18 protein-coding genes and 1 pseudogene are annotated in these 19,780 nt (G+C 42.5%); 16 read left to right on the forward strand and 3 right to left on the reverse strand.

The window, feature by feature from the left end; all coding sequences use genetic code 11:
• Positions 1–215: 215 nt before the first annotated feature.
• Positions 216–317: pseudogene (locus AAEZ02_RS12025) on the forward strand (DUF1643 domain-containing protein); the annotation flags it as partial.
• 340 nt (positions 318–657) lie between these two features.
• Entirely contained in the window at positions 658–1,182 is a 525-nt protein-coding gene (locus tag AAEZ02_RS12030) for an antibiotic biosynthesis monooxygenase (protein ID WP_351123255.1), read from the forward strand.
• A 579-nt stretch (positions 1,183–1,761) separates the two neighbouring features.
• On the opposite strand, the gene AAEZ02_RS12035 is transcribed toward AAEZ02_RS12030, so the two are convergent.
• Positions 1,762–2,376, reverse strand: coding sequence for a TetR/AcrR family transcriptional regulator (locus AAEZ02_RS12035; RefSeq protein ID WP_351123242.1), 615 nt, complete (start codon positions 2,374–2,376; stop codon positions 1,762–1,764).
• A 130-nt stretch (positions 2,377–2,506) separates the two neighbouring features.
• Between AAEZ02_RS12035 and AAEZ02_RS12040 the strand changes: the two genes are divergently transcribed.
• The 7 genes from AAEZ02_RS12040 to AAEZ02_RS12070 all read left to right on the forward strand — a co-directional run bounded on the left by AAEZ02_RS12040 (position 2,507) and on the right by AAEZ02_RS12070 (position 9,547).
• Positions 2,507–3,049: a carboxymuconolactone decarboxylase family protein gene (locus AAEZ02_RS12040; protein ID WP_101033557.1), complete on the forward strand. Its 543-nt coding sequence runs from the start codon at positions 2,507–2,509 to the stop codon at positions 3,047–3,049.
• An 895-nt stretch (positions 3,050–3,944) separates the two neighbouring features.
• Positions 3,945–4,361 (forward strand): GFA family protein, encoded by a 417-nt coding sequence (locus AAEZ02_RS12045; protein ID WP_351123245.1) that lies wholly within the window; start codon positions 3,945–3,947, stop codon positions 4,359–4,361.
• A gap of 389 nt (positions 4,362–4,750) precedes the next feature.
• On the forward strand, positions 4,751–5,542 hold the full coding sequence (locus AAEZ02_RS12050; RefSeq protein ID WP_124013017.1) for an EcsC family protein: 792 nt from the start codon (positions 4,751–4,753) through the stop codon (positions 5,540–5,542).
• A gap of 267 nt (positions 5,543–5,809) precedes the next feature.
• The gene (locus tag AAEZ02_RS12055; protein WP_351088623.1) at positions 5,810–6,277 is read left to right on the forward strand and encodes a hypothetical protein; all 468 of its coding nucleotides are present in this window, start codon (positions 5,810–5,812) and stop codon (positions 6,275–6,277) included.
• Positions 6,278–6,426: 149 nt separating this feature from the next.
• Positions 6,427–7,416, forward strand: a complete 990-nt coding sequence (locus AAEZ02_RS12060) for an alpha/beta hydrolase (protein ID WP_124012967.1) — start codon at positions 6,427–6,429, stop codon at positions 7,414–7,416.
• Between the two features lie 299 nt (positions 7,417–7,715).
• Positions 7,716–8,432: a ZIP family metal transporter gene (locus tag AAEZ02_RS12065; protein WP_124012968.1), complete on the forward strand. Its 717-nt coding sequence runs from the start codon at positions 7,716–7,718 to the stop codon at positions 8,430–8,432.
• Between the two features lie 245 nt (positions 8,433–8,677).
• Positions 8,678–9,547, forward strand: a complete 870-nt coding sequence (locus AAEZ02_RS12070; protein ID WP_351123248.1) for an EamA family transporter — start codon at positions 8,678–8,680, stop codon at positions 9,545–9,547.
• A gap of 230 nt (positions 9,548–9,777) precedes the next feature.
• Here AAEZ02_RS12070 and AAEZ02_RS12075 read toward each other — a convergent pair whose 3' ends face one another.
• Positions 9,778–10,728 carry a LysR family transcriptional regulator gene (locus AAEZ02_RS12075; RefSeq protein WP_332871111.1) on the reverse strand — a complete coding sequence of 317 codons (951 nt, stop codon included), beginning with the start codon at positions 10,726–10,728 and terminating at the stop codon, positions 9,778–9,780.
• Positions 10,729–10,777: 49 nt separating this feature from the next.
• On the opposite strand from AAEZ02_RS12075, the gene AAEZ02_RS12080 reads away from it, so the two are divergent.
• The 4 genes from AAEZ02_RS12080 to AAEZ02_RS12095 all read left to right on the forward strand — a co-directional run bounded on the left by AAEZ02_RS12080 (position 10,778) and on the right by AAEZ02_RS12095 (position 14,900).
• Positions 10,778–11,608: a CmcJ/NvfI family oxidoreductase gene (locus AAEZ02_RS12080; RefSeq protein ID WP_124012971.1), complete on the forward strand. Its 831-nt coding sequence runs from the start codon at positions 10,778–10,780 to the stop codon at positions 11,606–11,608.
• 159 nt (positions 11,609–11,767) lie between these two features.
• Positions 11,768–12,892, forward strand: a complete 1,125-nt coding sequence (locus AAEZ02_RS12085; RefSeq protein ID WP_124012972.1) for an alkene reductase — start codon at positions 11,768–11,770, stop codon at positions 12,890–12,892.
• A gap of 85 nt (positions 12,893–12,977) precedes the next feature.
• Positions 12,978–13,985: a zinc-dependent alcohol dehydrogenase family protein gene (locus AAEZ02_RS12090; protein ID WP_101033575.1), complete on the forward strand. Its 1,008-nt coding sequence runs from the start codon at positions 12,978–12,980 to the stop codon at positions 13,983–13,985.
• 582 nt (positions 13,986–14,567) lie between these two features.
• The gene (locus AAEZ02_RS12095; protein WP_101033577.1) at positions 14,568–14,900 is read left to right on the forward strand and encodes a DMT family transporter; all 333 of its coding nucleotides are present in this window, start codon (positions 14,568–14,570) and stop codon (positions 14,898–14,900) included.
• Between the two features lie 255 nt (positions 14,901–15,155).
• Here AAEZ02_RS12095 and AAEZ02_RS12100 read toward each other — a convergent pair whose 3' ends face one another.
• Positions 15,156–16,319 (reverse strand): iron-containing alcohol dehydrogenase, encoded by a 1,164-nt coding sequence (locus AAEZ02_RS12100; RefSeq protein WP_124012973.1) that lies wholly within the window; start codon positions 16,317–16,319, stop codon positions 15,156–15,158.
• 268 nt (positions 16,320–16,587) lie between these two features.
• Here AAEZ02_RS12100 and AAEZ02_RS12105 point away from each other — a divergent pair, with 268 nt between their 5' ends.
• From AAEZ02_RS12105 to AAEZ02_RS12115, 3 genes are all read left to right on the forward strand, one after another.
• Positions 16,588–17,457, forward strand: coding sequence for an AraC family transcriptional regulator (locus AAEZ02_RS12105; protein WP_124012974.1), 870 nt, complete (start codon positions 16,588–16,590; stop codon positions 17,455–17,457).
• 70 nt (positions 17,458–17,527) lie between these two features.
• Complete coding sequence (yqfB, locus tag AAEZ02_RS12110) at positions 17,528–17,851, forward strand: N(4)-acetylcytidine aminohydrolase (RefSeq protein WP_124012975.1); 324 nt, start codon at positions 17,528–17,530, stop codon at positions 17,849–17,851.
• Positions 17,852–18,184: 333 nt separating this feature from the next.
• Positions 18,185–19,522: a coproporphyrinogen III oxidase family protein gene (locus tag AAEZ02_RS12115; protein ID WP_124012976.1), complete on the forward strand. Its 1,338-nt coding sequence runs from the start codon at positions 18,185–18,187 to the stop codon at positions 19,520–19,522.
• Positions 19,523–19,780 lie beyond the last annotated feature (258 nt).

The raw sequence follows: 19,780 nt of genomic DNA on the forward strand, positions 1-19,780 counted from the left end.
CAGTATTGTATTTTATCGTTTTTTGACATGATTGTTTTCCTAGATTTAGTTAGGAAATAATCATGTCACATTTGAAGGTTATTGGTATGTGCGGTTAATTGAGCGCTTACTTTGCAATGATAATTGGCTTAAATCCATCAACAGTAAATAAAGTTGAACATCATCCTACCATTGCATGTGGTATCCATTTTGCGAAGCTATAGGGCTATAGTGGTGTTTGGATGACAAATTTATTTGCATATCGTGCTACAGAGCCAAGTGAGATCAACATACAAGGTGATCCCATTGGTGAAGGCAACGATAGCTGTCTCAATTAGCTAAGATGGCGGTGTTGTTGTCGTCTTATGGGGCAATGAAGACGGTCACTTAAATTGTGCTTATGCCGTTAAAGGTATGCCGGCAAACTTCATCTTCTGAAGATGAATTAATCTAGCGGGTCTGCACAGGCATTTTATTTAAAAGCAGATTTAAACGTTGATTTAAAAACTGCACTAATGGACGTTCAACAAGTTAATTAATTGGAGTCAAAACCGCGGACTATTGTGCTCCACTTCATTTTAGCCCACAATTTTTCGCCAGTTATTAGGTGTTGAGCAATATTAGGTCACAGATACAGCTTCTGAGAGCGCCAGCGATCTAGAAGGGGCGACAGTTGTCATTACCCATAGAGTGCGTGAGTGCAAGCACGCCGAATACGAAAATTGGTTTAATGAAATTGCGCCGCTTTGCAAAGCCTCGCCAGGCCATCTGGACTGGCACATCGTCCGTCCGATTTCTGGACTAACCGGAACATACACGATCATTATCCGATTCGACACACGATCACATTTGCAGCAATGGATGGAGTCGCCGACTCGCTCTCGTCTGATCGAAAAGGTTAAGCCGCTATTAGCTACTGGCGACGACTTCTTTATAAGTAGTGGACTGGATTTCTGGTTTACCCCAGAAAGGGCCAAAGCTAAAGTACCCGTGCGCTGGAAGCAGTACATAGTGACATGGTCCGCTATCTACCCTTTAGTGCTGGGTGTTCCGATAGTTATTGCACCAGTGTTGCGACTCTTGCACGTTGCCGATAATCATTTTATAACGACGCTTGCCGTAACAGGGACCGTGGTTTTTCTTATGGTCTATTGGGTCATGCCTCGTTACACACGACTTATCCAGCGATGGTTATTCCGTTGAGACACTCTATGACCCAATCGCGGGCTCATATAGTCTGAAGCGGAGCGGGCACTATTAAGTGTTAGATATGCACCTTGAAAATCGAAAATACATTGTCGGTAATGAAGTGAGCATCGCAGATCTCTCTGCCTAGGGGGATTGATAAAGCAAAGGCGGTACTTGGCGATGATGGGTTAGCGCCTTACCCAAATCTTCAGCATTAGTTTGCTGGTGCGAACAGTCGTGTTGTGGGAGACAAAAGCGCGCAATATTGGTCGGGACCTTGAATTTAAATATGATTTTGACTCTGTTGCACAAAGCTCTCTTTATCGGTAACATTTTTCTAAAGCGTCGTTTTAAGGATCAATGCAAAGGCTTTGAGGTAAGGTTAACAACCGCTGTCCGCTTCATTCAGTTAAGCCACCCATGGTTTTTTTGTCAGCCACAGGTTTTCGAATTGCCAGACTTGCTTCATGATGGCAGCCCAATTACCGCCTGTTGCTTATTGCTTAGATGAGATAGCGTTTAGCCCTGCCATACTCAAGTTAAAATTTATTACTTAACATCAGACATTAAAACGATAGCATTTATCTGCCATTTTTATTCAAAAAATTGAGCCGGGAAAATTGATAGGTTTTTCATTACGGTAAACATTTGATTGATCATCGGTTGAGCTAATGGCTCAACGCCAGGGCGGTTAACGTAGCCGCGTAATCCGGTAAAATGAACCTGAAAAAAGCGCGCGTACTCTATTGCCGACAACTTATCGCTTAGCTCATTATGCTCAATGGCTTGCTCAAAAATAGCCGTAAGATAGTCTTCAAATTTAGCAGCTAAATCTACACTCAGTTCATATAAATGGCTGTCTTTATCGGCAAATTCACTGTTTGCTTTTACTAGCATGCAAATGGCACTTGGGCTGCAAGCTTTGGTTTTAATCAGCACATTTTCTACAAATGCGCGCAACCCACCGACTATAGAATCGGAAGTCGATAAAAAGCCTTCTATTTGGTTTTTCATATCTAGGGTGTAATCTTTAAGCGACTCACAATATAGCCCTTCTTTAGAGCCAAATGCCGAATAAATACTGCCAGGACGCATGTTAATGGCGTCTTGTAAATCGCGCGTAGAAGTAGCATGAAACCCTTTTTCCCAAAATAGTTGGCTAGCTAGGCGAATGACATTCTCGCGCTCAAATTTAACCTTGTTTACCATGTTAATTCCAATCAATTTGAACAATTTGAACAATTTGAACAATTGCTCAATTTTAACTTGAGCAGCCGATCAAAATCAAATAGTATCGTTGTCGACGTTACTTATATTTATATTTTTATTGGAGCCAAACATGGCAGAATTTACGTTATACACAGCCGAGACCGCACCAGAAGAAGCAAAACCTTTACTCGCCGATTCGGTAGCCGCATTTGGTATGTTACCTAACCTACATGCAATAATGGCTGAAGCACCGACCTTACTTAAAGGTTACCAAGTACTGCATGAGCTGTTTCAAAAAACATCATTCAATGCACAAGAGCTAACCGTGGTATGGCAATCAATTAATGTTGAGCATAACTGCCACTACTGCGTCCCCGCTCATAGTGGTATTGCAGCGGCAATGAAAGTAGATCAAGACATTGTTGATGCATTAGTTAACAAAACCCCACTTGCTAACCCTAAGCTTGAGGTTTTACGTGAAACAACACTGGCAATGACGCGCGAGCGCGGTGTGATAAGCGATGAGCAAATAGAAACATTCTTTGCGGCAGGTTATGGTAAACAACAACTTTTAGAAATTATTGTTGGCTTATCTCAAAAAGTAATGAGCAACTACACTAATCACTTGGCAGATACGCCGGTTGATGAAGCCTTTAAAAAATACGTAAAATAAGGACATTTTTAAATAACAAAAGGCAGCCTAGGCTGCCTTTTTAGTATTAGCACTATTCCCCAGGATGTCGAAGATAGCTTATTGCCGTGACAAGGCGCCTAGTGAGTTACCGAATTGCAATGGGGTACAACAAGGCAAGAGCGTATTTACGCGACCAATAAAATGAGCCATATATGGACGCTCTCGGTGAGTCTAGCGACAGTTTTTGGCCTTAATCTTTTATTCAACAGTTCCGTCTTGTCATTGCTTTTGATACGACTCATGTCCTGCTAAAAACGCTTGTACTGTGCTGATGTTTATAATCGATACGGGCTTAACAGTCTAGCTGCCCCCTAATGAAATCCGATCCACTACGCCTAAAAATGTGCAACACCCTTGCTACGCAGATCAGCCTTTGCCAACTCACTTCTAGGCTACGCCTCATATGATGTTCATCAGCTCGCACTCTTTAAACATTTATCGTACTAGCGGCCTCAATCCGTTATCGCGGTCAAGCCCTTCCCATTGGCTAATCGTTAACGCTTAATAACGATAAGTTAGCTTAACGGTGATCTTGCTGCAAAGGACTTTTAACTCATCAGTTGATGCCCATGCTGGGCGTACATCAGTCAAAGCACGCATTTTTTATTCCCCAAAAGCCGGCCAGCATCAGCAAGTTGGTGTTTGAAGTGCGAGAAGGCGATGAAGAGGCGAGCATTTACAGATAGAACTTTCAAGTCCAAGGTTAAAAATCTCTACATTCTTGAAGCCATCTCTAAATTGTTGAAGAAATCCAGAATATCGATTGATGTAGACTATGATTCGATATCCAATAACTCGTTATGCAGCACTTGTCAGTGATATGGATGCTTATTACTTGGACATTGACAATGATTAATTACCTAGGAGAATGACGATGTCAGATGTAAAAAACAGCAGTGGAAGTTGCCTTTGTGGCACCGTTAAATTTGCCGCTCAAAGTGGTAATAGCGTGGGTGTTTGCCATTGCAGCATGTGCCACAAATGGAATGGAGGACCACAGATGGCTGTTTACTGTGGTGATAGTGTCTCGTTCGAAAATGAACAGAGTATTTCAGTCTATAAGTCGTCTGAATGGGCGGAACGTGGGTTTTGCAAAAATTGCGGTAGCCATTTATTTTATCGATTGCAGGGTAATCAGCATATGATCCTAGCGGGTGCTTTCAATAATAATGAAGATTTTATTGTTGAGAATCAATATTTTATAGACGATAAGCCTTCGTTTTATCGGTTCGAAAATGAAACGGTAAACCTGACTGGTGCCGAAACTGCAGAAAAAATGGGACTGAGTTAATAGACCGGTCGTCTCGAGAGGTTGTTTCGAAAGTAAGGCAAGCGTATAGGAAGCATAATTGAGTATTGCTTATCAATAATTGATGCGTCAATGTACTTCTAACGATAAGGATAGGCCGCGCGAAGCCGCGTCCTATCCCGAGAGCTGAACATGCCCGAAGTGGGGCGTGACTAAGAGGCTTTATTATGTCACTGACCGATCGAAATTCCGACCGATTTGACGTGACATTTTTGGATACGATTTGCGTGTGGCGGCGCTCCCTTTGCGGGTTGCTAAGGCTGATTTTCTCTCTGGTCATGATGGAAAAATCATGCCCGCGATAGCCAGCATCAGTTGAATACGCAATGCAGAACCGCTTGCTTGTATTGCTTCACCATAAAGGAGTTTATTTGAATATTTCAGAATCACATAAAAAAGAGCTTTTAGTGGCCAAATCATTATTAGAAAACCCTGGGCTCGCGGTAAAAATAACTCATTTTATAGGTACCCCTATTGAAAAAGGTTTAGCCTTATTACCTGATAATTGGCATAAAAATATCGCTAAAGTGACAGAGAAATCGCTGCTCAAAGCGTCTGAAGCGGCAATCTTTACCATGAAAGATATTCCCGGAGAAGAATCGTCTAATCATTGGCATAAATTTGGCGCAGCAGTGAGTGGGGGTGTGGGGGGATTCTTTGGCTTGGCAGCGATAGCTGTTGAACTGCCTATTTCAACATCAATAATGCTGCGTTCTATAGCTGATATTGCCCGTAGTGAAGGAGAGTTGATTACCACACCGGAAACAAAAATGGCTTGTTTAGAAGTGTTCGCATTGGGTGGCGAAAGTGATTTAGATGATAGTAGTGAATCTGGCTATTTTGCCATCAGAGCCGCTCTTGCAAAATCAGTCTCTGAAGCGGCTGAATTTATGGTTAAAAAAGGTATTACCGATGAAGCCGCTCCTGTGTTAATTAAGCTAATTTCTAAAATTGCTGAAAAGTTTGGTGTTCAAGTTACTCAAAAAGCCGCGGCTCAAGCTGTACCTGCTATAGGCGCTGCGGGTGGTGCAATCATCAATACTTTATTTATTGACCACTTTCAAGACATGGCGAGAGGGCATTTTATTATTCGAAAATTAGAGCGTGTATATGGATATGATACAGTAAAGAATGCTTATAATGTTTTACCTAAAAATGGTTAACACATTGTTGAACCGATACTAAATGGTTTATTGTGCTCGCTGCTCACAAATCATAGCTAACTTTTCCCGCCGTTTAACGAGGCATTAAGGCTGTCACATTTCTCTAAAACCTATTTTACCTTGTGCGCGACGTTAAAAAGAGTGAGCTTGAAGAGTGAAACCTATTAAGCATCATTTTCATTTTTGACATTCTATAGTCTCGTTAGGGCGCTACTCGATGTCAGACAGGGCCTCATTTGTTGATAAATTTTTAAAGGTCAAAAAAATATGAAAAAATTGTTTAATACTATATTCGCTGGCGTTCATCTGTTCGCGGCTGTGGTCCTTATCATCCTATCCCTGATAATTATGCTGTGGTCTGTTTATGATGTCATTTCCGCTATAAAGGATGACTCTGGATTTATTCCATTAATGCTTCAGGCTGTAGCCGCTATAATAATCGCGGCAGCCATTATTGATGTTGCACAGTATATGATGGAAGAAGAAGTCTTTAAGGACAAAGAGCTGCGAGACCCTAAAGAAGCAAGAAGAACCATTACAAAAATAATTGTAATCATTACTATTGCCGTCAGCATTGAAGGGTTGGTTTTTATATTTAAAGCAGGTACGAAAGACATTAGCCTTTTACTGTATCCGGCTTTGCTCATCATGGTATCCGCAATTTTAATTGTGGCGCTCGGTATATATCAAAAATTAAGTGCGACTATAGAAAAGACAGAGAAAGAAGATGCATAACACATCATTGAGAATTATATGGCCATATGATTTAGATAAGTCTTTACTTGGGGCATATTGCGGCATTAGTCGCATAAAATGACTGTGTATGCCACTTTGGTAGTTTTATTATTCTAATGCTCCAGAACGACTTAAATAAAGGAAATTTTATGAAGTTAAAATCGATGCTTATGAATATTGCGGTAATATTGCCATCAATTTTTTTGGCTCATAATTTACTCGCCAGTCCATTAGAGCAATCTAGCGAAACGTTTTTCTCACTTGCTGAGATAAAAGAGGGTGATAAAAAGCCGCTACAGCCTGTTGAATACATATCAGCAACTGATAATGTGTCTTTAGCATATCGCGCGTATCTGCCACTAAAACCGCAAGCAGTTTTGATTTTTTATCATGGAGCGGGTGCTCATAGTGGGCTGATCTATAACCACATTGGTGTTGGATTACGTGATGATTTTGATATAGCGGTATATATGCCAGATATTCGAGGACATGGTAGTTCACAAGGTGATCGAGGTGATGCCCCAGATGTTGAACAAGTGTGGGCTGATATTAATACCATCGTCAGAGTTGCGCGTGATAAATATCCAGATATGCCTATTTTTATTGGCGGGCATTCCAGTGGTGCAGGCCTAGCGCTTAATTATTCGAGTTGGGATCAAAGAGCGGAGGTTGAAGGGTATGTGTTTCTTGCTCCGTATTTTGGCTTTCGTTCAGAAACCAACTACGACAAGGGTGAAAATATAGGTATTGAGTTTTCTACTGTGAAAACGTCAAACTTTATTATTAATACTATAAGTGGCGGTTTATTTTTAGGTCATTCCAAGGCGGTTAGATTCAATTTCCCCGATGCTGTGTTAAGCAAAAACCCTGAAATCGTTCCATTTAACACCGTAAATATGTCAAATGCGCTTACCCCACACTCTCCTGATCTTCAGTTATCTGATTTACAGCAATTTGGATTATGGATTGGAAAGCAAGATGAAGCGTTTGACCCCATAAAAGTGACCCTGTTTGCGCAAAATAATAGTGACAACAAAGTGCGCAAGGAAATTAAAATCGTCGATAAAGAAAATCATTTTTCTATCATTTTGAATGCACACAATCTTATTGGGCCGTGGCTTAAAAGAGCGATTAAGTAGTCCTATTGTATGTCTAACCAATAAGGATAGGCCGCGCGACGCCGCGGGCTTATCCCAAGTGTTGAACAAGTCCGATATTGGCTGTGACCAAGACTGTTTTTATCCAGTGGTTAATAACCGTTCGAGAATGTAACCGACTTGCAGTAAGGTTTGTCGATGTCTTTTGTGCCCCACGGCGACTTAGCTCAATAAGCCATTCAAACGGAAAAATACCGTTGGCTGTTTTCACTCAGTCCAATATGTTAACCCTCTATATCTAGACACTTAATGTGGTGTCATACCCCTAAAAGGATCAAATCATGTCTTTGCTGCTAACTGTTTTAGCAACCACACTGCTTGCTGGTTTGGCTATGCCGTTAGGTGCTTTAATTGCCCATTTTGAGAATGTGAGCAGTGAGTGGCTTGAACAGGAATTTAGGCACAGTGTCATGGCTTTTGGGGGCGGGGCATTATTGTCAGCCGTTGCTTTGGTTTTAGTGCCAGAGGGCATAGCGCATCTTGATCCATTATCGGCTTGTATGTGGCTTATGGTGGGCGGACTTAGCTTTATGGCCCTTGATATTTACCTTAACAAAATAGATACCCCAGCCACTCAACTAGCAGCCATGCTAGCGGATTTTATTCCTGAATCAATCGCACTAGGTGCGGCGTTCGCCACGGGAAGTAACAATGCGTTCTTACTGGCAGCGTTAATCGCGTTACAAAACGTGCCTGAAGGGTTTAGTGCCTATCGTGAATTAAATGCCTCTTCTGCTTATAGGCCCCAAAAAATTATCATCATGTTTTGTTTAATGGCTGTGCTTGGGCCTATAGCAGCAATGTCTGGCTATTTATGGTTATCAGAGTCGCCAAAAGTGATTGCCGCAGTCATGCTTTTCGCATCGGGTGGTATCCTCTATTCAATATTTCAAGATTTAGCGCCTCAAGCAAAACTAGAAAATCGTTGGGCCCCGCCAATGGGGGCGGTATTTGGGTTTGGTCTGGGTATGTTGGGGTTAATGTTAACCACATCATGATAATGGGTGCGGGCATAACAAATAACCATAAGGCCGCACTAAGCTGCGTCATTACCCTAAGTGTCGAATAAACCCTATATTGGATGTGGCTAAGATTGTTTAGTATGTAAAATTTGGCTGATGCCTATCATATCGTGACCTTAATGGTATGACTTCTGTGCCTAACAATAATAATTGCTGCCGTGTTTGACTTGCCTCAGGTAGAATGCCGACACATAGTTTTTTCATTTTTTGGCGTATTCTATATGCAAATCAATCGTGTACTTCTGACCGCTGTCGGTAGTGTTTTGCTGGCGATGGTGACCATTCAGTCTGGCGCTTCGTTAGCAAAACAACTTTTTCCCTTGGTTGGGCCAGAAGGCACCACAGCACTGCGTTTAGGCTTTGCCGCTGCGGTACTTTGGCTAGTATTTCGTCCATGGCGGGCATTACCTCAAGGCAGAGATTGGCAGAGCATTATTATTTATGGTCTGTGTTTAGGCGGAATGAATCTCTTGTTTTATTTAGCCATTGAACGTATTCCGTTAGGGATTGCGGTTGCGCTTGAGTTTACCGGCCCCTTGGCAGTAGCCTTGTTTGGCTCAAAGCGCAAAAGCGATCTATTTTGGGTCGGTTGTGCCATTGCGGGGATTTTACTGCTGCTGCCTGACTTATCCAGTGCACAAGGGCTTGATATTACGGGCGCATTGATGGCACTTGGGGCCGGGGCGTGCTGGGCCGGTTATATCTTGTTTGGTACGCGCACCGGCAAGCAAGCCTCCGGTGGTATTACAGTGGCATTAGGCATGACGGTAGCAGCCATAGTGCTAGTACCCGTTGGCGCCGTGAGCCAAGGCTTAGCGTTATTGAGCTGGGAAGTACTACCGCTTGGGTTATTGGTGGGGGTGTTATCCAGTGCCTTGCCTTATTCGTTGGAAATGGTGGCCTTAAGAAATATGCCTACACAGGCCTTTAGCGTGCTAATGAGTTTAGAGCCTGCCATTGCCGCATTGGCAGGTCTTATGATACTAAGTGAGCAATTGACCTTGTTGCAGTGGTCCGCCATCGGCTTGGTGATTATCGCTTCGGTAGGGAGTAGTTTCACCCCTAAAAAAGCGATAGAGATGGGGGTGTGATCTTGGTTGGTAATTCTTGTGTATTAATGTTCATGTTATTTTATAAGTAATTGTTTTAATTGTAATTATAATTATATGAACAGTGTTTTAAAAACGGCGCCGATAATTTTTAAGCAAATGCCGCAAACATTTATACAGAAATAAGCAGCAAGGCGCTGTAAATGGCCAACGCTGGCTATAGGGTTAACTTTTCAACTGATCCGCACGCTTAATTAACATGCTACTTTGTGCTATGAATGAAAAATATCATCAAGGATATTCAATAACCATCGATGCAACGGATTTTTTTCTGAACGTTTGTGCCAAGCGACAATAACATCAAAGCTGGGAGGGCTCTGTTCAATTTCAATGGCAACCAACCTGGGGTCAGGTAATAATCTAGCCGGCAGGAAAGCAATCGTATTTGTGGCCTCTATTATGGTAGATGCTGACGAAAAGCTGGGTACTGACATTAAAATATTCCTTTTCAGGTCTTTTTTTGCAAACCAGGAATCATGAGAGCCTTTCAGATTGGGTCGAGAAGGTGAAATAACGATTTGCGGTAGCTGCGCGATTTCTTTCAGACTGTATTTCTTATCACGATAGATTGAGTTTTTTCCTGTCACACAAACATGGCGATCTTCAAATAAGCGCATATTTGGGTAATCTTGCGGAATAAATTCTGGGAAGGTGAATACGAGATCAAGCTCACCAGTGACCATTAGCTGATGTAAATTGTCCGATTCAAAATCCCTAATGATAACTTTCAGGTTCGGAGCTTGTTTATTCACCTGTTTAAGTAACATCGGCAAAATAGTCACTAAGGCATAATCCGAGGCACTTATCTGTAAAACCCCTGATAGTTCAGCCGGGGTAAAGTGATCACCAGAGATTAAATTGTCAATATCAGCCAGTATATTATTGACCTTATGCTCCATTTCTTCCGCAACATGGGTGGGCGTCACGCCATTGCTGGTTCTAATAAACAGTTCATCATCAAAGGTATTTCTTAGCTTTTTCAGTTGCTCACTAATGGCTTGCTGAGTTAAGCCCAATAAATTTGCCACTTTAGATAAATTTCTTTCCTGAAGTAACAACTGGAGAATACGCAGTTGTTTTATATCAAGCCTATTGATACCACTAATATTTGTATCCCCAACAAGTTTATATTGTTTTTTTTTGTATTGAAGAGAGTTTAGCATACATCCCATCTAATTCATTAGCGGCAGTATTTCGCACGGAGGATCCATTATGTTGTTGGATGGGGTAAGTCAAAAACAGTCATCAATTAAAGCAGAAATTAATTATATAAAATCAGATTCTAGTGCCATTTTTGATTTATCAACCACAGCAAAAAGTGCGAATAAGCTAACGGAACATGTTGATACTCGACTCGTTGAAATAGCTAATGCGCGCTTATTGAATACCCCTCCATCACTCAATAATGATGGCTTTGGTTTAGCTAAAAATGATTATGTTATTGCGAACTATTTTGACGATAACCTTGTTCAAACAGAGCTTTATCCACAAATAATAAAGCACCTCTTGGATCTAACCAATGCCAGCCAATGTCTTGTTTTTGACCATACCATTCGCTCGGTTGAAGATCATTTAACGCGCACAGAAAAGCGCGCTCCTATTCATACCGTACATAACGATTACGTGGCGAGTTCAGCAGAAAACCGTCTTAACATAGAACTGAAAAAAAGCGGCCTAAATGCAAGTGATTATAAAAAGTTTCAGTTTATAAATACTTGGATCCCTTTAGTTGATGTAGTACTCGATAGTCCTTTGGCACTTGGAGATGCAAGAACATTTCACCCCGAACAATCTCAAAAGTTACCGGTGGCTTATCCTGATCGTATCGGGGAAATAGAAGCTTTTAGTTATGACGATAATAATCGTTGGTATTTTTATCCTCAAATGACATCGCAAGAACAACTCAATTTTAAAGTCTTTGATAGCGACCTAGATAGCGCTATTTCAAGGACTCCTCATAGCGCGTTTTCATTGCCAATGAGTGATCAAAAATCAGCTGTGCGGATAAGCATTGAAGTCAGATGCATAGTGTTATTCGACTAAGCTCGACCCTTTTGCCGTTGTTTGGTATGACAAATTAGGTATTGGTCGAGAAACGCCTCAACCCATGCTTGACGCATATAGCCAACAGAAAAATAGCTTGATCAACTTACATAGATCACCGATAGGTCTATTTTAATCACATTCTCGGAGTCACATAAAATGAAGTTCTCTCACTTATTTAAACAAACCCAATTAGGTCCATATACCTTAAGAAATCGTATTGTTTTACCACCACTGACACGTTCACGAAGTGATCAGCCTGGGAATATTCCTAATCAACTGATGGCGCAGTACTATGCTCAACGCTCGGGCGCTGGTTTCATGGTGACGGAAGGAACACAAATTGAACCTAGAGGGCAAGGATATGCGTGGACACCGGGCATTCATAGTGCCGAGCAAATTGCGGGCTGGAAACAAGTCACCAAAGCGGTACATGATGCAGGTAGTATTATCTTTTGCCAATTGTGGCATGTTGGACGCGTCTCTCACACCTCATTACAGCCAGATCAGCAAGCACCTGTTGGCCCATCTGACCTTATAGCAGACACCGTTAAGGTGTTTATTGAAACGGCTCCAGATCAAGGCGCCTTGGCCGACCCAAGTGAGCCAAGATCACTGTCTACCGCCGAGGTTGAAGAGCTTGTACAGATGTATAAACAGGCGGCAATTAACGCCAAAGAAGCTGGATTTGATGGCGTTGAATTACACTGCGCTAATGGCTACCTTGTTAATCAGTTTATCTCTGAGCATACCAATAATAGAACCGATAAGTACGGTGGTACTTTAGCGAATCGTTTACGTTTTCTAAAAGAAATAACCGAAGCGGTTGCCAGTGTTATGGGGCCAGATAAAGTCGGAGTAAGGTTTGCGCCATTATTTGAAAGTACCGACGAAGTCAGAGTGTATTTAGGGTTAGTTGAAAGTGACCCTCACCTAACCTATATCGAAGCGATTAAAATTTTAAATAATATTGGCATTGCTTATTTATCGCTTGCTGAAGCTGATTGGGATAATGCTCCAGATTTACCTGAAAAATTTTATCAAGAAGTCAGATCAACCTTTGATGGCTTAATTATGTATGCAGGTAAATATACCCCAGAAAAAGCGCTTCGAATATTGACTGAAGGTCATGGTGATATTTTTGGTTTTGGCCGGCCATTTATTGCTAATCCAGACTTACCTGAACGCATTAAATACGAATGGCCATTAAATGAAGCCGATCCATCGACTATGTACGGCGGAACCAACAAAGGCTACACAGATTACCCCGTATACATAAAGTAGACAGCTTGTTGCTCAATGCTGAGAAAAGTTGTAGCACTAATTCTGCTATACATTTCCTATACATGAAATAATTAGAGGACTTAATATGAAAAGCATGACCCTTTCTACACCGGGCGGTCTTGACCAGCTCAAGCTTAACCATAGCGCGGAACCTGGCGAACCGGGGCCTGGCGAAATACGAGTACGTATTCGAGCCTGTTCTCTCAACTTTCACGATTATGCAGTGGTTGTCGGAGCCATCTCGACCGAAGACAACCGCATCCCCATGGCGGATGGCGCCGGCGTTGTAGAAGCCATCGGTGAAGGTGTCAGCGAATTTAAGATTGGTGACCCTGTCGTGTCGACATTCTTCCCTGATTGGCTAACTGGCCCCGCTCTTATTGGAAACTTCAGTACCACACCCGGTGATGGCCAGGATGGTTACGCACGCGAGCAGGTTGTCCGCCCAACGAACTGGTTCACCCACGCCCCTAAAGGCTACACCCATGCCGAAGCCGCCACATTGACCACCGCAGGCTTAACCGCATGGAGAGCGCTTGTTGTTGATGGCGGCTTAAAAGCAGGTGATACCGTGCTCACGATGGGCACCGGTGGTGTGTCTATCTTTGCACTGCAGTTTGCCAAGATGATGGGCGCTCGGGTTATTTCTACGTCGTCTTCAGACGAAAAGCTGGAACGGCTCACCGCACTGGGTGCCGACCACACCATCAATTACAAAACCACACCGGCCTGGGGCACTAAGGTTCAGGAAATAACTGGCGGCAAGGGCGTTGACCACGTTATAGAAGTGGGTGGCCCTAGCACTCTGCCAGAATCTATTGATGCCGTGCGCATTGGTGGCCATATCGCGCTCATTGGGGTGTTGACTGGCTGGGCTGGGGATATTCCAACCGCAAAACTGATGGCGAAACAGGTCCGCCTGCAAGGACTGATTGTGGGCAGCCGAAACCATCAGCAAGAAATGATCCGCGCGATTGAAGCAAACGACATGCACCCGATCCTTGACCGGTCATTTGCGCTGGAAGAGATCGCTGACGCGTTCCGCTACCAAGAGTCTGGCAAGCACTTCGGTAAGATCTGCCTAGCGTTTTAATCCGAGCAATATATGGCCAGCCACTTGTGAAACCATTTTTTTGCATCTAATGGGGAATGCGCAAGTTGGTTATGGTGGGCTTAGTCAATCCAATCCGCAGCGGCTTATGGGCCACTGCGGCCTTATAAAGTTGGATTGAGTCTGCGCCACAAAGCAACTATTTTTGCCGGGTGTGGCGCTTAAACAACAGCATCGATAATTTTTTACCGAATGCCGCTAACATTTATGCAGATATAAGCGGCAAGACTATGCACATTGCCAGCACAGGCCATGTGCTTAACTCTTTAACTAGATAGCGTCATTCTCGATTAATAGCTATCAAGTCTATGTTACTGTTTTGAATGAGTCATATTGTTTACATTGAATAGATGAAAGCTTAATTCATCGAGAAACGAATTCAATATTTTTTGTGTCAAGAGTCAAAAAAGCTATGGTATTGATTAGAGAGTAGAGCGGTTTCGTAAGGTATTATATGATGACTGAATGTACAGATGATCAGACATAGAGATAACATGCTAGGCTGTTTTTTTTATTATTTAGTCTTTATACTGCGCGGCTGTTTTGTCTGCGTAGAAAGTAAAAATGAAAAGTTGGATATTTTTAAGTGTGGCTATTTTAACTGAAGTTGTGGCAACTTCTGCACTTAAAGCAAGCGATGGATTTTCAAGAATAATGCCTTCAATCGTGGTTATTGTGGGGTACGTATTATCTTTTTATTTTCTATCCTTGGCGCTAAAAACTATTCCTGTTGGTATTGCTTATGCGACTTGGGCTGGATTGGGTATTGTGCTCATTACGGTGATCGCTTGGGTGATGTATGGGCAAAAATTAGATTTAGGTGCGCTAGTGGGAATGACGTTAATTTTAGCGGGTGTTGTGGTAATGAACTTATTCTCAAGCGTTACTCCGCATTAGTATTAGCGTTAGTACGCAACCAATAACATAGACATTGCGTAGCCGAATTTTTGTGTTTTTATTCACTTTTCTCTCCAAATTTCGAGCCGACGGTGCCCATTTCTAACTAATGCGCAGCGTTTTTAGGCACAACAAAAAGGGCTTAACAATGATAGTCATTGTTAAGCCCTTTTTGTTTAGTGTTAGTCATAGTCTTGGATATAGCCGCTCAAGCCTAAGCGATGAATGGGTTGATCGCCTAGGCTGTAAGCGTTATTACCACGCCATGTCTAAAATCTTACGGCTGGTGGCTAAATCGACTTGGCCGCTTTCAGATAATGCGGTCATGCCATGAGCTTCTAATGCATTAATCACTAGGCTGATTTGATCTTGGGTTACACCGTGATCGCGTAAACGGGTTGGTAAACCTACTTGCTGGAAGAAAGCTTCTGTTTTGTCAATGGCTTGATCCACTCGGCTAGCTTCATCACCTTCAGTGATATCCCAAACGCGTGCTGCGTATTGCACTAATTTAGCGTGTTTTTGTTCTTTCAATACACGCCATAGTGATGGCAATACAACGGCTAACGTTTGTGCATGGTCGATATGGAATAGTGCGGTTAACTCATGTCCAATCATGTGAGTAGACCAATCTAATGGCACGCCTGTGCCTATCATACCGTTTAGAGCAGATGTAGCACTCCACATTAAGTTAGCGCGGGCATCGTAGTTTGTTGGCTCTTCAACAGTGATAGGACCAATTTCAATAAGGGTGCGCATAATGCCTTCTGCCATGCGGTCTTGTACGCGGGCATCAACGGGGTAAGTCGCATATTGCTCAAGCACATGCACAAACGCATCGACAACACCGTTTGCCACTTGAATTTTGGGTAAGCTAAAAGTCAATTCAGGGTCAAGCATGGCAAATGTTGGGTAAGCACATGGGTGATTTACTGGGAACTTACCGCCTTGATAGCTCACTACTGCAAAGGCGTTCATCTCAGAACCGGTAGCCGGCAGGGTAGCAATAACGCCAAGTGGGATGACGTTGTCATTAGCCACTGGAACCGGTGTAAAGCCGTGATGTAATAAACTTGCTGTGTCACCGTCAAATTGAGTCGCTAGGGCGATAAATTTGGTGCCGTCCATAACCGAACCACCACCGACAGCCAGTAAGAAGTCGATGTTTTCTTTACGGGCAACATCAACGGCTTTTATTAGGGTCTCGTATGTCGGGTTTGCCTCAATGCCGCCAAACTCAAATACAATGCGGTCACCTAATGCGGCTTTGACTTTATCGAGTGTGCCGAAACGTTGCACGCTGCCGCCACCGTAAGTGATTAATACTCGTGCATTGGCTGGAACAAGTTGGTCTAACTCTGCGATACGGTCTTTGCCGAAAACAACATGAGTAGGGTTACGATAATCAAAATTGAGCATAATGGACGCCTTTTGGTTGAGCGGTGAAACAAAGAGTTGACTGATTGTTGATGCATAAGTCGTTTATGGACAAATTTTATATACACAACAACAAGGTTAAATTATGTGATTATGATAGCTGGTTGAGTCAAAATAAACAGACACAGAGCTATCGAGTTCATGCCTATTCCTATCTATATTGTTTAAATAAGGTGGTTTTTTGGTTAATTTGATACCTTTTACTGCTTTTTTGATAGTATTGGTATGAGGTTTTTTCTAAGGGGAAGGTATGAGTGAAGCAGCAAAATTAATGGCACAACTTGCCCCAACTGAAGGGGTTAATAATACCCATTTATCCGGTGTGCATGTGTTTCGTAGCTCACGGTATGGCGCGCGCGGACCCATGTGCTATTCACAAGGTGTGCTTATTGTCGGCCAAGGTAAAAAGCGGGTTTACTTAGACAACCAAAGCTTCGATTACGACCGCCAGCACTCATTAGTGATGACGGTGCCACTGCCGGTAGAGTGTGAAACGTTTGCCAGTATTGAAGAGCCTGTATTAGTATTGATGGTTGATATCGATTTAGTGCAGCTTAATTACATTATCCGACTGATGGATGAGCATCATCAGATCCCTAAAGATTTAAACGAATCGCGCCAGAGTGGCTTTTTTGTTGCTGATAACACTGAAGACATGGATTGCAGCGTTATTCGGCTATTACAGGCGTTACAGTCGCCATTAGAAGCCAAAGTAATGGGTGAGGCGTTAGTGCTTGAGTTATTGTATCGTTTATTAGACTCGCCCAATGCCGCACCGCTTTATGCGTTGTCGCTTAGCCACACTCGTTTATCGAGGGTCGAAAAAGCCCTTAGCTACATTCATAAACATTATGGTGAGTCGGTTGAAGTAGACACTTTAGCTCGTTTGGTCAATATGAGCCCGTCGGCGTTTCATCGTTGCTTTAAAGAGGTCACCGCCTCATCACCGATACAATACTTAAAGAAGATCCGCCTGAATAAAGCCAAAGCGTTATTACAAGTGCAGAATTTGAAGGTTAAAGAGGTATCAACTCAGGTGGGGTACGAAAGCACGGCCCAATTTAGCCGCGAGTTTAAACGCTACTTTGATCAAAGCCCAGGCGAGTGCGGGAGGTTATAATGGCTATTCCTATTCCGAGTCAGTCATGTGCCCCGAGTGGGTACGTTATGTTTTTAGTTAAGGCCACCTAATGATGACAGTACCCACGGAAATGACCTTTTTTGAGTTTTTAACGCCGTTAGTTGCATCAGGGCGGAAGACGATTACTATCCGCGATGCCAGCGAAAACCATTACCAGCCGGGCAGTCACGTGCAGGTGTTTACCCTTGAAAGCCATACCAAGGTGTGTGACATCATTATTTTGGCCGTTGAGCCATTAGCATTTGATGACATTAATGAGTTTCATGCTAGTCAAGAAAGCCTGCCATTAGTTGAGTTAAAGCAACTGATCCAAACTGTGTATCCTAATCAGCAAACCTTGTTTATGATTTCATTTAAATTGCTTGCTGATTAATACTCATTATTATCAAAAAGTTATCAACTAAGATTTCTTCTGCTGTTGATATGCGTGTCCGACTTTGGTTGTAGGTTCAGCTTGCTTTGTTCTATTTTCTGGTTTTAGCCGCAGCATTAGCCCCTCATCAGTAACTCAATAAGCAATACCTAAAACATGACCTGCTTAACAAATGTGCACCAATAACCGTGTTAGTTTGCATATCTATTAGCTAGTTCACATTTTAGCTATCTCTAAAGTGATATTTTGGTTTCCTGCTTAGGGTATGCGTATTTTATTTAGCGCTTTTTATCAATGGTTTTGCTCTCAGGGCTCATTCAGTTAGGATTTTTTATGTCTCCAATTATTCAATCAGCCAGCCAGGAGTTGATTAAACCTTATCAATCTAATATTACCGTACCCAATTGGATGATCAGCTCTATGGAGCGGGTCATGCAGTTTTATGTTGATAAAAACCTGCGCCTCGACACCATTTCTACTGACCGCATGCCTAAGCCCATCGAAGGCAAAAAATACATGTTGTATGCGCACATTCCGTTTTGCCATACTTTGTGTTCGTTTTGTACCTTTCACCGGTTTTTATTCCGCGAAGATAAAGCGCGCGAATACTTTGTTGCGCTGCGTAAAGAAATGCAAATGGCCAAAGATTTAGGCTATGAGTTTGAATCTATGTACATTGGCGGTGGCACCACCACAGTGCTTGAAGATGAATTAGCCCGCACCATCGAACATGCAAAAACCCTATTTCCTGGCATTAAAGAAGTGTCTTGTGAGTCTGATCCGCAGCATTTGGCCAACCCTGAATTTAAGCAATTAAAAGGACTGGTCGACAGAATGTCGATTGGGGTACAAAGCTTTGATGATGGCATTTTAAAAATGACCGATCGCTTAGACAAGTTTGGTTCTGGCCAACAAACCTTTGACAATATTATGGCGGCCAAAGAGCTGTTTCCTATTATCAATGTGGATTTAATTTTTGGTTTTCGTGGTCAAACGGATGAAATTATCCAGTCAGATCTTGAAATTGCCTCAAAACTCGACCCACGCCAAATTACTACTTATCCGCTAATGATCACTCACCAAACCCGTAAAAGCGTTAAAAATCAGCTGGCTGCACCCCAAGGTGAAATGGTCAATCAGTACCGACAGATTTTAAACCACTTGACGGGGCAATACACACAGTTATCGGCTTGGGCATTTGGTAAAACTAATAACGAAGGCTTTGATGAGTACGTTATTGATTATGATGAGTATCTCGGTGTAGGTTCTGGTTCATTTAGTTTTTTAAATGACACGCTATACGTGAATACATTTTCGCTGAAAAAATATCAACAACGTATTGCCGAAGGCCGTATGGCGGTTGAGCAACAGAAAAAATACCAGCTAAAAGAAGTCATGCAATATCGCTTTTTGCTGGGTATGTTTTCTGGGCGTTTATCACGTAAATATTTTCGCGATACTTTCAACGTTAATTTAGACACCGCCTTGTTTAAAGAAATGGCCTCAATGAAAGCGATGGGGGCACTTAAAAATGACCCAGTTAACCCAGATGAACTGATTGTGACCGATAATGGCAAAATGTTGGGGCTATTGATGATGAAGGAGTTTTACTCCGGCATGGACAATGTGCGTGCCCAATTGCGTCAACCACTTGCCACTGGTGATATGTAATCTCAGTTCGGGATAATCAACGCTTATCAAAGTACCATTTGCCTTGTTATCTGCGTTGTATTGACTTGCAATAGACCCGCTATTGATGCTGCTATTCACGCGTGAATACGCCTTGTTAGCAAAAAAAATAGCAAGTTTGATATAAAATTAACTTAAATATTTTTATGTTAGTTTAATAATCCCATCTCTTAACCCGTATTGAGATCATCGAGATAACCAAAGGCCGTGTTAATCACGGCCTTTTTGTTATACTCAAGG

The organism is Shewanella sp. T24-MNA-CIBAN-0130 (assembly GCF_040310185.1).
Classification (GTDB): domain Bacteria; phylum Pseudomonadota; class Gammaproteobacteria; order Enterobacterales; family Shewanellaceae; genus Shewanella; species Shewanella psychromarinicola.

Coding starts and splice junctions, on each gene's coding strand:
- AAEZ02_RS12045 (WP_351123245.1), top strand. CDS start 3,945: ATGTCAGATGTAAAAAACAGCAGTGGAAGTTGCCTTTGTGGCACCGTT.
- AAEZ02_RS12065 (WP_124012968.1), top strand. CDS start 7,716: ATGTCTTTGCTGCTAACTGTTTTAGCAACCACACTGCTTGCTGGTTTG.
- AAEZ02_RS12085 (WP_124012972.1), top strand. CDS start 11,768: ATGAAGTTCTCTCACTTATTTAAACAAACCCAATTAGGTCCATATACC.
- yqfB (WP_124012975.1), top strand. CDS start 17,528: ATGATGACAGTACCCACGGAAATGACCTTTTTTGAGTTTTTAACGCCG.
- AAEZ02_RS12040 (WP_101033557.1), top strand. CDS start 2,507: ATGGCAGAATTTACGTTATACACAGCCGAGACCGCACCAGAAGAAGCA.
- AAEZ02_RS12115 (WP_124012976.1), top strand. CDS start 18,185: ATGTCTCCAATTATTCAATCAGCCAGCCAGGAGTTGATTAAACCTTAT.
- AAEZ02_RS12100 (WP_124012973.1), bottom strand. CDS start 16,319: ATGCTCAATTTTGATTATCGTAACCCTACTCATGTTGTTTTCGGCAAA.
- AAEZ02_RS12075 (WP_332871111.1), bottom strand. CDS start 10,728: ATGCTAAACTCTCTTCAATACAAAAAAAAACAATATAAACTTGTTGGG.
- AAEZ02_RS12035 (WP_351123242.1), bottom strand. CDS start 2,376: ATGGTAAACAAGGTTAAATTTGAGCGCGAGAATGTCATTCGCCTAGCT.
- AAEZ02_RS12070 (WP_351123248.1), top strand. CDS start 8,678: ATGCAAATCAATCGTGTACTTCTGACCGCTGTCGGTAGTGTTTTGCTG.
- AAEZ02_RS12060 (WP_124012967.1), top strand. CDS start 6,427: ATGAAGTTAAAATCGATGCTTATGAATATTGCGGTAATATTGCCATCA.
- AAEZ02_RS12080 (WP_124012971.1), top strand. CDS start 10,778: ATGTTGTTGGATGGGGTAAGTCAAAAACAGTCATCAATTAAAGCAGAA.
- AAEZ02_RS12095 (WP_101033577.1), top strand. CDS start 14,568: ATGAAAAGTTGGATATTTTTAAGTGTGGCTATTTTAACTGAAGTTGTG.
- AAEZ02_RS12090 (WP_101033575.1), top strand. CDS start 12,978: ATGAAAAGCATGACCCTTTCTACACCGGGCGGTCTTGACCAGCTCAAG.
- AAEZ02_RS12055 (WP_351088623.1), top strand. CDS start 5,810: ATGAAAAAATTGTTTAATACTATATTCGCTGGCGTTCATCTGTTCGCG.
- AAEZ02_RS12105 (WP_124012974.1), top strand. CDS start 16,588: ATGAGTGAAGCAGCAAAATTAATGGCACAACTTGCCCCAACTGAAGGG.